At 39.3% G+C, this 15772-nt stretch carries 14 protein-coding genes; 2 read left to right on the top strand and 12 right to left on the bottom strand.

From position 1 onward, the window contains the following. Positions 1-23: 23 nt before the first annotated feature. Together MUG87_RS12125 and MUG87_RS12130 are read right to left on the bottom strand one after the other, a co-directional pair. On the bottom strand, positions 24-1259 hold the full coding sequence (locus tag MUG87_RS12125; protein WP_247082473.1) for a S8 family peptidase: 1236 nt from the start codon (positions 1257-1259) through the stop codon (positions 24-26). A gap of 317 nt (positions 1260-1576) precedes the next feature. Then, positions 1577-1696: a YjcZ family sporulation protein gene (locus MUG87_RS12130; protein ID WP_247082475.1), complete on the bottom strand. Its 120-nt coding sequence runs from the start codon at positions 1694-1696 to the stop codon at positions 1577-1579. A gap of 187 nt (positions 1697-1883) precedes the next feature. Here MUG87_RS12130 and pdxK point away from each other — a divergent pair, with 187 nt between their 5' ends. Beyond that, positions 1884-2705, top strand: coding sequence for a pyridoxine/pyridoxal/pyridoxamine kinase (gene pdxK / locus MUG87_RS12135; protein ID WP_247082477.1), 822 nt, complete (start codon positions 1884-1886; stop codon positions 2703-2705). 33 nt (positions 2706-2738) lie between these two features. Here pdxK and MUG87_RS12140 read toward each other — a convergent pair whose 3' ends face one another. Then, entirely contained in the window at positions 2739-3818 is a 1080-nt protein-coding gene (locus tag MUG87_RS12140) for an alpha/beta fold hydrolase (protein WP_247082479.1), read from the bottom strand. 473 nt (positions 3819-4291) lie between these two features. On the opposite strand from MUG87_RS12140, the gene MUG87_RS12145 reads away from it, so the two are divergent. Further along, positions 4292-6835 carry a bifunctional diguanylate cyclase/phosphodiesterase gene (locus MUG87_RS12145; RefSeq protein ID WP_247082481.1) on the top strand — a complete coding sequence of 848 codons (2544 nt, stop codon included), beginning with the start codon at positions 4292-4294 and terminating at the stop codon, positions 6833-6835. 73 nt (positions 6836-6908) lie between these two features. On the opposite strand, the gene MUG87_RS12150 is transcribed toward MUG87_RS12145, so the two are convergent. The 9 genes from MUG87_RS12150 to rfbA form a co-directional block, all read right to left on the bottom strand. Then, positions 6909-7103 (bottom strand): YbdD/YjiX family protein, encoded by a 195-nt coding sequence (locus MUG87_RS12150; protein ID WP_247087678.1) that lies wholly within the window; start codon positions 7101-7103, stop codon positions 6909-6911. Continuing rightward, positions 7093-9168 carry a carbon starvation CstA family protein gene (locus tag MUG87_RS12155; protein ID WP_247082483.1) on the bottom strand — a complete coding sequence of 692 codons (2076 nt, stop codon included), beginning with the start codon at positions 9166-9168 and terminating at the stop codon, positions 7093-7095. The genes MUG87_RS12150 and MUG87_RS12155 overlap by 11 nt, the downstream gene beginning before the upstream one ends. 120 nt (positions 9169-9288) lie before the next feature. Beyond that, positions 9289-10002, bottom strand: coding sequence for a LytR/AlgR family response regulator transcription factor (locus MUG87_RS12160; RefSeq protein WP_247082485.1), 714 nt, complete (start codon positions 10000-10002; stop codon positions 9289-9291). Positions 10003-10193: 191 nt separating this feature from the next. Continuing rightward, positions 10194-11390 (bottom strand): MFS transporter, encoded by a 1197-nt coding sequence (locus tag MUG87_RS12165; RefSeq protein WP_247082487.1) that lies wholly within the window; start codon positions 11388-11390, stop codon positions 10194-10196. A 168-nt stretch (positions 11391-11558) separates the two neighbouring features. Next, a complete protein-coding gene (locus MUG87_RS12170; protein ID WP_247082489.1) occupies positions 11559-12236 on the bottom strand; it encodes a GntR family transcriptional regulator in 678 nt (225 codons plus the stop codon). Between the two features lie 142 nt (positions 12237-12378). Continuing rightward, positions 12379-13230 (bottom strand): dTDP-4-dehydrorhamnose reductase, encoded by an 852-nt coding sequence (gene rfbD, locus MUG87_RS12175; protein ID WP_247082491.1) that lies wholly within the window; start codon positions 13228-13230, stop codon positions 12379-12381. Then, the gene (gene rfbB, locus MUG87_RS12180) at positions 13230-14252 is read right to left on the bottom strand and encodes a dTDP-glucose 4,6-dehydratase (RefSeq protein ID WP_247082493.1); all 1023 of its coding nucleotides are present in this window, start codon (positions 14250-14252) and stop codon (positions 13230-13232) included. Before rfbB ends, rfbD begins: the two co-directional genes overlap by 1 nt. A 10-nt stretch (positions 14253-14262) precedes the next feature. Then, positions 14263-14820, bottom strand: a complete 558-nt coding sequence (rfbC, locus tag MUG87_RS12185) for a dTDP-4-dehydrorhamnose 3,5-epimerase (protein ID WP_247082495.1) — start codon at positions 14818-14820, stop codon at positions 14263-14265. Positions 14821-14828: 8 nt separating this feature from the next. Beyond that, the gene (gene rfbA, locus MUG87_RS12190; protein WP_247082497.1) at positions 14829-15701 is read right to left on the bottom strand and encodes a glucose-1-phosphate thymidylyltransferase RfbA; all 873 of its coding nucleotides are present in this window, start codon (positions 15699-15701) and stop codon (positions 14829-14831) included. Positions 15702-15772 lie beyond the last annotated feature (71 nt).

The raw sequence follows: 15772 nt of genomic DNA on the forward strand, positions 1-15772 counted from the left end.
TCCATAGGAGATACTCTCTATTTTCATGATAACAATAGTTTGAAAATTTGTTGCATCAATAGATATCCTTCACGTACAGAAGTAAAAGACTGTAAGCTTTGCAGCATCGTTAGCTTGACCTTCTCCGGTGAAAACGGGGGATATGCCTGCAAAATTAAAGCCGCCATTCCAGAGCAAATTCCCGTAGCCATGGATGTTCCCGATAATGTAATATACGTACCACCCACGATAGCCCCTGGATTTTGCAAACCAAGTGTAGAATTGGGTGAATAAGCAGCCGTAATATTACTGCCTGGCACAAATAAATCTGGTTTTAATAAACCATCTATTGTAGGGGATTTACTTGTGTAAGGTGCTTTTACATCATCAGAAATGCTAGCTGTATTCAAATCATCAATAGCACCTACGGTTACAACTTTTGGATGAATGCCAGGGGTATCAACTGAAAGTGCTGCTCCGTTGTTTCCTGCAGCAGCTACAACAAAAATACCTGCATCTATAGCCAATGCAGCAGCGCGCGCAAGAGGATCGTCGGAGTATGTTAATGTGGGTGGTCCTCCTAGCGATAGGTTCATTATTTTGATATTGAATTGTGCTTTATTTTGAATAACATAATCAATTCCAGCAATAACGGTAGAAGCTGAGCCGCCTCCACTACTATCTAATACCTTTACTCCAATTAATGAAGCATCTGGAGCAACCCCCGTGTATAATCCTCCCGAAATAGACCCATTTCCAGCGGCACAGCCCGCGACATGTGTACCATGACCATTATCATCATATGGTGCTGTTGCACCGTTAATAAAATCCTTAAAGTGGACAATGCGATTGATAGGCGTAACAAAATCAGGGTGTGGATAAATACCCGTATCAACAATTGCAATTCCTACATTCAAGCCTGTCAATCCAAACGTGTTTCTAGTAAAATTCGCCCCCACTGCTGCTGTGGCTATATTTAAATTCGTACTTACTTTATAATCGCAGTAAATTTTTTCTATATCCTTTAATCTTGCTAATTGTCTTAAGCTTTTAATAGATAATTGCGCAGCCATTAACTTCAGATTAATAATATTTAACCCTTCTTTTTCTTCAGGCCTTAACATAATTAAATCTTGTAATTTTTTCACAGAAGAATCCTTGCTAATCTGTATAATAACAGGAATAATTGCAGGCGATGTAGCGTCTTTTTTTTCATTTTCACTTATTTCTCTTAGGAGTGCCTTATCAAACTTGTCCTCAAATTCAAAGCTCTCTTTCATTAATATCCTCCCTTATTCAATCAAACATGTCTTTAGTACAAGGTATGTAAAACAAAGAAAACTGACATGGATACTAGAGGATTTTTTTGTACATAAGGTTCTGTTAAATTTCTTTGTTGATTCCCGTTACGTAGGTTCGCTTTCCGCGGGCGGTCAGGGAGTCTCCTCAGCACTATGCACCTGCGGGGTCTCACTCGCTTTTCCCGGAGGAGTCTCACATCCTTTACTCCAATCAACAAGTGCGAATGATCAACATTGGACTTTAACACAGCCGTATATAAAGAAAGACCCCTGTATACACAAGGGCCTAATAGTTTTTAGCCATCATAACCAAGGAAACTTGCACCAATGATAATCAAAAGGATAAATAATACAACCACTAAAGCAAAGCCGCCATAACCATAGCCGCAGCCACCATAACCACCGTAACCGTACATAGCTTTGTGCCTCCTTATATATTACTAAGATGTGTGTACAAAGATATAATATGGTTATACGATGCTTTTGCGCACGTCCGAAATAAAATGGGCGTTGTAGCATGTGTCCTATGTCGTTCCTCTTTGTTTTACAGTATGTGTATCATTGACTATAATAAAGAAAAAACATCAATGGGGGTACAAACAGATGACATTACATAAAGCACTCACAATTGCTGGTTCCGATACAAGCGGTGGTGCCGGAATTCAAGCCGATCTGAAAACATTCCAAGAGCTTGGTGTATATGGAATGACAGCTTTAACGACAATTGTAACAATGGATCCGCATGAAGGTTGGGCACATAATGTATTTCCAATTGCAGCCTCTACATTAAAACCACAACTAGAGACTGTAATAGAGGGCGTCGGTGTTGATGCATTAAAAACAGGGATGCTGGGATCTGTTGAAATCATTGAAATGGTTGCAGACGAGCTAGAAAAACACAATCTTCGCAACGTTGTCGTTGACCCGGTAATGGTTTGTAAAGGTGCGGATGAGGCGCTTCATCCTGAAACAAACGATGCCTTGCGCGATATTCTTGTTCCTAAAGCTTTAATTGTTACACCTAATTTATTTGAAGCATATCAATTGAGCGGCGTAAAAATTAATAGCTTAGATGATATGAAGGAAGCGGCGCAAAAGATTCATGCGTTAGGTGCAAAATATGTCCTGATTAAGGGCGGCAGTAAGCTAGGAACAGAAAAGGCCATCGATTTATTATTCGACGGAGAAACATTCGATCTTTTAGAATCCGATAAAATAGAGACATCAAATACACATGGTGCTGGTTGCACATACTCAGCAGCAATTGCCGCTGAAATTGCGAAAGGTGCTCCTGTAAAAGAAGCTATTTCTACAGCAAAAGCATTTATTACAGATGCCATCCGCCATTCTTTCACATTAAATGAATATGTTGGACCAACACATCACGGGGCATACCGCAAGTTTGGCGCCGGAAAAGAAAAGTAAGCAGCCATTTGGCTGCTTATTCCTGCCTATGGCTCATCTATCTGCCAGCCATTCCTCCACTTGCTTTGCAAAAAGATGCGTATCCAAAATCCCCCCCATATGTCCGTATATACTATGAAATCCAAAAAAGCTAGCTTTCTTTCCAAGCACCTGTAACTGCTTTACAGTTTCCTCACTCATATATGCAGGCTGCAGAGTATCTTCATAGCAAGAGATTAATAAAACCTTCGCTTGAATACGCTCCAGCGCTTCCTGCATATTTGAAAAACCGGCTGATATATCTTGCAGCATAGTAGCACGTGATGTATAAAGCCAGTGGTTTGCATCACAATAGGTGATGTTTTCCTTTACTTTTTCATAGATTTCTATCTCGTACGCCACCGCTCGCTCCATATCTTGCGGGGCTTGTAGCGTTTCTCGACTACTTTTGTACATATCTTCATACCACTTTGTACTAAACGCATTTGTGTACATCATTTGAGCAGCTAGATGAAGTCCTTCAAAAGGCTCTGCTTTTCCGTAATATTGACCACCATTCCAATTCGAATCCAGCTGTATTGCACGAATGGCGTGCTGTAGCACATTACATGATGTGAAAATTGGACTTTGCGCATTTGTTATTACACCAATACAGCGTTCTACCATATTCGATTCTTTAACCGCCCAATGAAGTGCAATCATTCCTCCAGCGGAAGGACCAATCACCGCATGTAGCTTCTGAATACCTAAAGAAGCAAGCAATTCTTTTTGAATTTTGACCATGTCTGCAAAAGTGAATACTGGAAAATCCATCCCATATGGCTTTCCTGTTGCAATATTTATAGAAGCGGGGCCAGTTGCAATAACATTGGGATTTTTTTGTTGAACGTTACATAGATTTTCTGTACAAATTACAAAAAAACGGCTCGTATCTATTGCTTTATCATCTCCAATTAAGTCTCCCCACCAGCTGATCGCTTGACTTGTCGCACTAAAATAATGACAGACAAGAATTACATTGTCTTTTTGTTTATTCAAAGTACCGTATGTTTCATAACCGATTTGAATGGGAATTTCTTTTCCACAATTAAATCGATAGCTACTTTGCGAAAAAACTGACCTCTTTACTAGCAAGCTCCCATCTCCCCTCTTGTATTTCAATACGAGGAAAAAACATCATTCCCTTCTTTTTTAATTTCTGCAACAGGGATTTGCTCTCTTCGGGCAGTCAGCAATTGTCTCCAGTCCAATCCATATTCAGCTTTAACACACCCTTCACGTAACACATACCTCCCAATTGAGGCCGTATCCTGCAAGAGATACAAGTTGATAAGAGAAGGCGAATCAAATAAAATGGCAGTAAATTAGATTTTATATTATAATTATTTTCGTATATTTTTTGAGTACATGGAAATTATTTCTTTATTTCTACTACCTTCTTTTTTCATTTTATTAATTAAGTACCTTTACTAACATCGATATGTTCGATTTATTACGAAAACTTAATCGTTATATATTGTTTTTTGAATTTTAAATGAAATTAACCTTTTATATCACGCAACCTTTAAGAGAGGATTCATATCATTTCAAGATAGGAGGTTTATTATATGAGAACTAACCAGTATCAATCCTCTTTGAAAAGACACTCGTCTAAACCTTCATTACAATTTACAATGAATAAAAAAACTGAAATTTTAGACATAAATGAAGATGGTCTTGTCCTACTCGGCTGGGAGCTTCAGGATATTTTAGGATCTTCTTTATTATCTCTTGCACATTCTGAAGACAGAGAATCAGTTGCTTCCTATTTTCAAAGATGTAGCTCTCATGAATACATTTCATTTCGCATATTAAGTAAACATCAAGATTACATCCTTATTCAACAATACGCTCGATTAATAGAAGATAGCGAGGGACACCTGCACTTTTTCGCGACCCTCGACAAATTCCATAGACAGACGGACGATTTATTAAGCGGACAACAGAAGCTTTTAGAATTCATTGCAAAAGGAATGCCGCTTACCCTTATTTTAGAGGAAATTATCTACACTGCAGAACAAATACAGCCTGATATTATAGGATCTATTTTATTACTAAAAGAAGGGCGCTTGTATCATGGCGCCGCATCAAAGTTACCTGATACATACACGCATGCATTGAACGGGGTTCAATTCGGCCCAGGTGTTGGCTCTTGTGGTACTGCTGCTTATCTAAAACAATTAATTATCGTAGAGGATATTGCCACGGACCCTTACTGGGAACATTATAAAGAGCTCGCATTAAGTCATGACCTTAAATCTTGTTGGTCTCTTCCTATTTTTTCTTCTAACAATGATGTGCTTGGTACGTTTGCAATCTATCATACGTATTGTAAGAAGCCATCACAGGAAGATATTGAGTTTTTTTATACTTTCTCTTATTTAGCGGGATTGGCAATCGAACAGACTGAGATTAAACAAGCGCGAGATGAGAGTGAGCAGCGATATAAGTCACTTTTTGAGCAAAATATTAATGCTGTTATTTCATTAGATTTAGAAGGACGCTTTCTAGATGTGAACGAAGCAGCTCTCGCTCTAGGTAGTTTTACAAGACAGCACCTTATAAATACATATTTTACAGATTGGATTGTCAAAGAAGACCTTGCAGCTACATTGGAATTGTTTGAAAAAACCAAGGACGGATCATCTCAATCTGCATGTTTGCGACTATTAAAAATCGATAAGCAAATCGTTCATCTAAATGTGACTTTTATCCCTATTCTTGTAGATCATAAGGTAACTGGTATCTATGTAATGGCTGTCGATATTACAGAACATATAACACAAGAAGAAACAATTCGACATATGGCTTACTATGATGCACTCACAGCATTACCTAATCGCAGATTATTTTATAAACGTATAGAAGAGGCTGTACTTGCAAAGAATCCGTTCTCTATCCTGTATATGGATGTAGATCGCTTTAAGCACATCAATGATTCTTTAGGCCATAATATCGGTGACAAATTGCTTGTGCATGTGGGAGATCGTTTACAACAAAGTATCGGTAAAGATGGAAGCGTATTTCGATTAGGGGGAGATGAGTTTACAATATTTACAATCGAATCCGATCATCATGATTCTGCCATTTATTTAGCGAAAAAATTGCTGCAAGCGTTTGAACCTGCTTTTGTTGTGGATGATTTCACCCTTCATGTCACCCCTAGCATTGGGATATCACGCTATCCGCAGGATGGAACAGATGTAGAAACCTTGCTTAAACACGCTGATATTGCTATGTATAACGCCAAAAAAGGTGGTAAAAATCAATATCGTACGTATCAACCAAGTACACAATTGCCTGCTCCCAGCCCATTTTTATTACATGATTTATATGAAGCAATTAATCATGATAGTTTAACAGTCTTGTACCAACCTATCATGAATATCACTACACATAGAGTAAAAGCTGCAGAAGCATTAGTGCGTTGGAAGCACCCTAAGTTAGGACTAATTTCTCCTAATTTATTTATCCCCCTCGCTGAAGAAATGGGGATAATTACAACGATTGATATTTGGATGATTCGACAGGCTTGTAAACAAATTGACAGGCTGATGAGACTAAGACTTTCATCTATCCGTATTTCAGTCAATATATCTGTTAAAAGCTTGTATAAACCAAATTTTGCGAAGTGTGTAATAGCTATATTAGAAGAATTTTCATTACCACCACATTTACTTGTGTTAGAAATCACAGAAGGCGTATTCATGCAAAAAGAAAGCATTGTTATATCAAACCTGCAAGAGCTACAGGGATATGACATATCTTTTTCAATTGACGACTTTGGAACAGGCTATTCTTCTCTCGCTTCCTTAGAACAAATTCCAGCACAAACAATAAAAATTGCAAAATTATTTATCGACTGCCTGCCGAATCCTGGATACGGTACAATTATCACTTCAACGCTGCTTTCTTTGGCACAACAGTTGAACATGACAGTCATTGCTGAGGGAGTTGAGTCCGTTGAACAGCTTACTTATTTAAAAGAACATGAATGTCAGTATGCACAGGGATTTTTGATTAGCCCACCGATTGCTGCATCAAATTTAGAACAAATGCTATCTTATCAATTACAGAACACAGACTTTACACTTCCTACAAACACAACATAATCAACATCTTATCGACTAAAACAGAAAAGCTCAGAGCGCTTTACTCTGAGCTTTTCCTATCTTATTAAAATGATCAACAACAGCGAGAAACATTGCCTGCTTTTGTTTCAAACTTGGCTTTTTGTACATCTGCAAAGAAGGCTTTGCGTGATAAGATTGGCTGCGAGGGCTGCTTTTCCTTCATGTATGCTACATACTTTTCATAGCTTGGAACACCAACTAATAAGCTAATAAATTCACGCCATTGTCCCCTTAACTTACGCATAATTTCTAGTCCCTTCCTCGTTTCTTGCAACATACGGGGATTCTTTCATTTCTACTACTTGATTGCGAAGCACCTTAACCCAAATACGAGCTGCGGACAGCAATACTGCCAATACAACAATCATAAAGAATGCACATAACGCGGCATCTACATAATCATTGGTAATAATCTGCTTCATCTGCGCCGTATTTTTCGCTGGTGCTAATACCGTTCCTTTGTCCAAAGCAGTTTGGAATACCTTGGCATGAGATAAGAAACCAATCTTAGGATTTTCATGAAACAGCTTTTGATAGCCAGCTGTCATCGTTACAACGAGAATCCAGGTTGTTGGAACAAGCGTCACCCATACATAGGCCTTCTTACCCATTTTAAATAGAATTGTTGTACCCACAAGCAAGGCAATACCAGCTAGCATTTGATTTGCAATTCCAAACAATGGCCACAATGTGTTAATCCCACCAAGCGGATCAATAACGCCTTGATAAAGGAAGTAGCCCCACCCAAATACGCATAGCGCCGTGGCAATAATATTTGATAAGGTTGAATCTGTTCGACCAAGCGGCTTGTACACATTTCCCATGATATCTTGAATCATAAAGCGTCCTACACGCGTTCCTGCATCGATTGTCGTTAAAATAAACAATGCTTCAAACAGGATTGCAAAGTGATACCAAAATGCCATTAATGCTTTTCCGCCAATTACTTTAGAAAAAATAAGTGCCATACCAATTGCCAGGGTTGGTGCCCCTCCCGTACGAGAAAGAATGGTTTCTTCTCCTACATTCTTCGCCAGATTTGTTAGATCATCCGGTGTGATTGTAAAGCCCCATGACGTTACTGTTTTCGCAGCTTGCGCCACATCTGTACCAATCAAAGCTGGAGCGCTGTTAATTGCAAAATATGTACCAGGTGTTAGTACACATGCGGCAATGAGAGCCATAATGGCCACAAAAGATTCCATAAGCATCGCACCGTATCCAATCGGACGAGCGTGTGATTCACGTTCCATCATCTTCGGTGTTGTACCTGAAGAAACCAATGCATGGAAACCGGAAACAGCGCCACAGGCAATTGTAATGAACAAGAACGGAAACAAGTTGCCAGCAAATACAGGACCGGTTCCATCAATAAACTTGGATACAGCCGGCATTTCCAAGTTTGGTGCAACAACTAAAATGCCGATTGCTAAACCTACAATGGTACCAATTTTTAAAAAGGTGCTTAAGTAATCACGTGGTGCTAAAAGGAGCCAAACCGGTAAAGCAGATGCGATAAATCCATATGCGATCAGCATAAGTGCGATGGTTTCACCTTTAAATGTAAACAACTTTGCAAGCTCAGGTGTTTCCGCGACATATTGCCCGCCTACAATAGATAATAAAAGTAAAATAACACCAATGATAGAGCCTTCCCCAACGCGCCCGGGTCTCATGTAGCGCATGTAAACTCCCATAAAGAATGCGATAGGGATTGTGGCTGCGATTGTAAACATTCCCCAAGGACTTCCCACCAATGCTTTTACAACAACCAGCGCCAGTACCGCTAATAAAATAATCATAATTCCTAAAATACCCACCATTGCAATCAAGCCGGTTACAGGACCAATTTCCTCTTTAATCATTTCCCCAAGAGACTTTCCATTTCGTCTTGTAGACGCAAAGAGAATAATAAAATCTTGTACAGCACCTGCCAATACTACGCCGACAACAATCCAAAGTGTGCCAGGTAAATAGCCCATCTGCGCTGCTAAAATGGGGCCTACAAGCGGTCCAGCTCCCGCGATTGCTGCAAAGTGATGACCAAATAATACCCATTTATTTGTGGGAACATAATCTTTTCCATCGTTCATTAGTTCAGCCGGTGTTTTTCGGTTATCATCTAATTGAAAAACTTTTTGCGCGATAAACTTACTATAAAAACGATAGGCAACTGCATAAACAGATACAGCTGCAACAAGCAACCAAATGGCATTAATACTTTCTCCGCGGTTCAATGCCAATACTGCAAATCCCGCTGCACCAAGTGCAGAAATGATTCCCCATAATACAATAGACTTTATACTTTTCAAATAACTCCCCCCTTGTTACGCCTTCAGGAGGATTATACTAAATTTTCAGAATAATAAAATAAAATATCCCTTATAATGAAAATATGATGAGGTAAGATGTCAAAAATTGCCGATAACTTGTTATATCTCTAATTTATTTCGCAAAATACGCACATAATTTCGACTGACCGGAATAGGTTCACTATAGTATTCCGTATATAAATTGTACGTTCCATTATAGTAAGGCTTTAACGCCTTTATATAGGGCAAGTTAACCAAATAGCTTTTATGCACTCGCAGGAATTGGTGTACATGAAGTTTTTCTTCCAACTCCTGTAGCGTATAAGTAGAAGTAAAGTGGCCCTCTTTTGTATAAATGGAAACCGTCTTGTTTTCTTTATTTTTACTTACATAAATGATATTTTGCGGTGATATATAAGCAATACCGTCCTGTTCTTCAATCGGTAGCTTATGACTAAGAGCACGACACCAACGAAGATGTTCTTTACGCATTAAATATACGAGATACTCTAGATCGTCCTCATGAAATGGTTGTAGCAAATAATAAAATGCCCGAAGTCGAAAGGCTTCTATTGCATAATCTACTTTATTTCCCATTAAAATAATATTTGCCTGTAAATTGAGTTGATGCAGCAACTCAGCAATTTCGAGACCGCTTTCGTCTGAAACATGGACATCTAAAAATAGAAAATCCGGTTCATAACGCTTTGCTGCTTTAATAGCTTCTATACCTACCTTCGCTTCCACAAAGCTTGCCTTTACCTCACCGCGTTGAAATGCACGTTCAATCTCCAACTTATGCTCAGGTACTTCACTTACAACCAAAACCTTCATCCGTCATCCGCCCCTCTTTGCTGTCTATATAACTAGCTTCTGTAAACTGCACTAATTGCTTTAGCTGTTTCTTGTTATAGATATAATGCTTATCTATCTGCTTCTATTCGTCCCAAAATGACAAATTCCTCCCCTAACATACAAAAATTCCGCTTTTTATTTAAAAAGCGGAATGTGATGGAGCTTCTTTCTTATACAAGCTCTTGTTGTTTCGTTTCCTTCCCTAAAAACAACACAGATAGTGCTCCGATTAAAATTGCGATACAGAAGATAGTAAAGATAAAGGTAATTGATGCGTTTCGGGCAACTAAATAACCAATTAAGAGAGGTCCCAATATGCCACCGATTCGTCCAAAAGAAGCTGCCATACCTGCTCCTGTCCCACGCACAGCTGTAGGATACTGCTCTGGTGTATACGCATATAAAGCGCCCCATGCACCTAAGTTAAAGAAAGATAAAAATGCTCCTGCTGTAATGAGCATAGCTAGTGATTCCGCGGCACCGAAAAAATAAGCACTTGCAGCTGTACCCAATAAATAAGAAACTAGTACAAATTTACGACCAGCACGCTCAATGAGCCAAGCAGCTGTAAAGTAACCAGGAAGCTGGGCAAGTGTCATAATTAAGACATACTCAAAACTCTTAATTAAGCTAAATCCTTTTAGGACCATAACACTCGGTAGCCACAAAAACATGCCGTAGTAAGAAAACACCACACAAAACCATAGAATCCAAAGCATAATTGTTGGTCTTACATATGTGGATGACCAAACAATTTGTATCTTTTCCCAGGCAGATTGCTTCTGAACTGCACCTTCAAAGCGCGGAGAGTCTGGCAGGTTCAGCCTTAAATATAATGCATAAAAGGCTGGCAGCGCACTGATGAGCATAGCTGCCTTCCACCCGTAATGCGGAATAATAAAATAAGCAATTAATGCAGCCACTAACCAACCGCCCGCCCAAAAGCTTTCTAAAAGGACTACCACTCTCCCGCGCTCACTTGCTTGTACACTTTCCGAAACCAGTGTAGATGCAACTGGTAATTCTCCGCCAAGCCCCATACCGATTAGAAATCTTAGTACAAGGAAGACAGATAATGTTGGCGCTAGTGCTGATAGACCGCTTCCCACTGAAAACAGCAACAAGGTAATAATAAAGACCCCTTTGCGACCAATTTTATCTGCCAATAGTCCAAAGACAAGTGCACCAACAGCCATGCCAATCGAATTGATACTTCCAATCCAGCCCATCTGTTGCACACTTAAGTTCCAATCCTTTTGCAGAGCCGCAATAACAAAAGACAAGAGCCCCACATCCATTGCATCAAATAACCAGCCGAGTCCTGCTACACCAAGCAGCTTGCGCTTGGAGATTCCTGTTTGTTTCATTCTATATTCTCCTTATGTATAGTAAAATACAAGTATTTGTTCTACCAGAACCGTAAAAGCGCAATTCTCTTCATATCTATACATGCGCTCCTCTTAAGCACTGAACATAACTGTTTTTCATTCCTAGCTAACAAATGCTTATTTTCTAACTCGCACTTATATATTTTCCTACAAAATATCCTCTAAAGCCTTATATTGCAGTTTATCAATTTCAAGCTCATGCAAACTTGTTTGCAGGTGCATGCGTATTAAATATTGCAACGCTTCACCCTCTTTTTGTTCAATAAACGTAATCATTCTCTCATGATCCTGTAAATTTGTAACTTCATCTAGGCTTACATAGTTGAATACACCATACAAGATTAAATATATATTTATTTTCCTAAGCAATGTATCTAACGTCTCAATAAGAAACTTGTTTCCTGTTCTTTTTGCAAGGAATAAATGAAATGCTTTATTAATTGTAATATATGTTAAAATGTCTTTTTCTTTATAAGCTTCTCTTTCTCCTATCATCATTTCTTTTAACTCCGCAATGTCCTGCTTGGTTACATGCTGCAGGGCAAGCGGTACTGCCATACACTCTAACTCCGTTCGAAATTCAAACGCTTGCATAATCTCTGCACGTGTAGGCTGCATGACAAAAGCTCCTCGATTGGGAACCATTGTCACAAGCCCTTCCTCCTGCAGCTTTTTAATTGCATTTCGAATTGGCGTTCTGCTTACTTTTAATTTATCGGAAATTGTATTCTCAACCAATTGTGTACCAGGTGCAATCTCTCGAGCTAAGATAGCCGTTTTAATTGTTTCGTACACTACTTGTTCCATGGATTTTCGCTTATTCATATTATGTTACGGCACCCCTTCGCACATACTTATCTGTACTATGATATCATAAAGAATTGTTATATCCTAAAAATTTACTTTGCCGTACGCATATATCTTTGAAGCATCCTGTTAAAGTCTAAAAAAAGAACTGACACTATGGTCAGTTCTTCTGTCCTGCTTCTTCTAAATAAGCAGCAAGCGCTTGTTGCCATTCTCTAAACGGCGTAAAGCCTTCACTTGTGATACGCTTCTTGCTCAGCACAGAATACTTCGGACGCTGCGCCGGACGCGGAAATTGCTCCGTAGTAAGCGGAGATACCTTCACATCCATACCTGCCTGTCTAAAGATTTCTTGTGCAAACTCGTACCAAGAACATACGCCTTCATTCGTGGCATGGTAAATGCCATAAGCTTCAGATTGCATGAGCTCAATCATAAAGCGTGCTAAATCAACTGTATATGTGGGAGAACCTACTTGGTCATGAACAACACCTATCTCACCGCGTTCTTTGCCCAAGCGAATCATCGTTTTCACAAAGTTATTCCCTTTTGTGCCAAATACCCATGCAGTACGTACAATAAAATGCTTGTCCGTTATTTGCTGTACAAAGTTTTCACCAGCAAGCTTAGTTTCCCCATATACACCAAGCGGTGCTGTAGGCTCATCTACTTCATATGGTGCCGTTGCTGTACCGTTAAAAACATAGTCCGTACTTACATATAGTATTTTAGCATTATGCCTTTGCGCTGCTTTAGCTAAATATTTTGCACCCAAAGCATTTACACGATATGCATTCTCTTGATCGCTTTCCGCTTGATCGACATTTGTATACGCGGCACAGTGCAGAATTACATCAGGCTTTACTTCATCCATATACGTTTGCACAGCCTGTTCATCTGTAATATCAAGAGATTCACGGTCTAATGCGTAAATTGTATAATCTCCTTGCTGCAACTGCTCGACTACATCCTGACCTAATTGACCTTTTGCTCCCGTTACAACAACTCTCATTACTCAGCCTCTAACTTCTTCCCATATTGTGTTTCAAAGTACTCTTGATACTCACCGGAGATGATGTTTTCCCACCAGTCTTTGTTATCTAAGTACCACTGAATTGTTTGCTCGATACCTGTGTCAAAGTTATATTTTGGCTCCCAACCAAGCTCTGTACGCAATTTTGTTGCATCAATTGCATAGCGACGATCGTGACCAAGACGATCTTCTACGAATTTGATAAGAGATTCAGGTTTGTTCAAGTGTGCCAAAATTGTCTTTACAATCTCAATGTTTGTACGCTCATTGTTACCACCTACGTTGTACACTTCACCATCGCGGCCTTTGTGAAGAACCAAGTCAATTGCTTGGCAATGATCTTCTACATGTAACCAATCGCGAACGTTTAATCCATCTCCGTAAATAGGAAGCTGCTTGTCATGAAGCGCATTGATAATCATCAATGGGATCAGCTTCTCTGGGAAATGGAACGGGCCATAGTTGTTAGAGCAACGCGTAATGTTTACCGGCAAGCCGAATGTTTCATTGTATGCACGTACTAACAAATCTGCACCAGCCTTACTCGCGCTGTATGGGCTGTTTGCTGCAAGTGGTGTTTCCTCTGTAAAGTAACCTGTTTCACCTAACGTGCCATATACTTCATCAGTAGAAACCTGTAGATATTTCTTTACACCGATATTTTTCGCTGCATCTAACAATACTTGTGTGCCTTGCACGTTTGTGCGCACGAAAATATCTGGATTTGTAATACTTCTATCTACATGAGATTCTGCCGCAAAGTTTAATACATAATCAAATTTATACTCTTCAAACAAAGCGTTGATGAAATCGCGATCTGCGATATCACCTTTAACAAATGTATAGTTTGAAGCATCTTCAATGTCTTTTAAATTCTCTAAGTTACCTGCATATGTTAACGCATCTAAGTTCACGATATGATACTGAGGGTATTTATTTACCATATAGCGTACAAAGTTACTGCCGATAAAGCCTGCGCCGCCTGTTACTAGTAATTTCATTGTAATCCTCCTATTTCTCGTATACGAAGTTAATCTCTGCTTCTGCTAATACAGGATGCTTTGTGTCTTTTTCCGATAAAATTGGGTTGCTTGCTGGCCAATCAATGCTCAGTGCTGGGTCGTTCCAAAGAATGCCTGCATCATGCTCAGGAGAGTAATATTCATCTACCTTGTAGGCAACTGTTGTGTTAGGTACCAATGTGCAGAAGCCGTGCGCAAAACCTTTTGGTACAACAAGCTGACGCTTGTTATGCTCACTCAAAATTACACCTACCCATTGACCATAAGTAGGAGAGCCTTTGCGAATATCAACTGCCACATCATAAATCGCTCCTGTTACACAGCGCACTACTTTTGTCTGTGCCTTCGGATTTAACTGAAAATGCAAGCCACGTAATGTGCCGACCGGTACAGACAGGGATTGATTATCTTGGATAAAATCCTGGGTCAGCCCTAATTGTTCAAACAGGTCTTTGTTATAGCTTTCCATAAAATAACCGCGATGGTCACCAAAAACCTTTGGTTCTAAAATGACTACGTCCTCAATTTTTGTTTTGACAATATTCATATTTTCACCTATCTCGTTTGATTTGCAATCTTAATTAAGTATTGGCCGTATTGATTTTTCTTTAATGGCTCTGCCAATTCCAACAATTTTTCCTTAGAGATATAACCCATTTTATATGCGATTTCTTCTAAGCAAGCGATTTTTAACGTTTGACGTTTTTCAATTGTTTCAATAAATTGAGAGGCCTCTAGTAAAGATTCATGCGTTCCTGTATCTAACCAAGCATAGCCTCGACCTAGTAACTCAACATTTAAAGCCCCAAGCTCTAAATATTTTTGGTTAATATCTGTAATTTCAAGTTCTCCACGTGCTGAAGGCTTAATGCTTTTTGCAATTTCTACTACGCGATTATCGTAGAAATACAAGCCTGTTACTGCGTAATTCGACTTAGGTTCTTCTGGCTTCTCTTCAATAGAAACAGCTTTACCTTCCGCATCAAATTCAACGACGCCAAAGCGCTCTGGATCATTTACATAGTAACCGAATACGGTAGCACCTTCTTCACGATGTGCTGCATTATGCAATAATTGCGTCAAGCCATGTCCATAGAAAATATTGTCGCCGAGCACAAGCGCAACACTATCATCCCCAATAAATTCCTCGCCGATTAAGAACGCTTGTGCCAAACCACCTGGATGCGGCTGTACAGCATATGTAAGTTGAATGCCAAAATCAGAGCCATCACCTAAAATTTGTTCAAAACGCTCAATGTCCTGTGGTGTAGAAATAACAAGAATATCTTTAATGCCCGCTAGCATTAAAACAGAAAGTGGATAGTAAATCATAGGTTTATCGTATACAGGTAACAACTGTTTAGAAACGACCTTTGTAAGCGGATAAAGGCGTGTACCGCTACCGCCTGCTAATATAATTCCCTTCATAATTACATCCCATCTCCTTGCAAATTAGTTTACCCTTTTCATGGATAAGAGGTGCTTTATACACCGCACCT

The sequence above is a fragment of the Ectobacillus sp. JY-23 genome (assembly GCF_023022965.1).
Lineage (GTDB): Bacteria > Bacillota > Bacilli > Bacillales > Bacillaceae_G > Ectobacillus.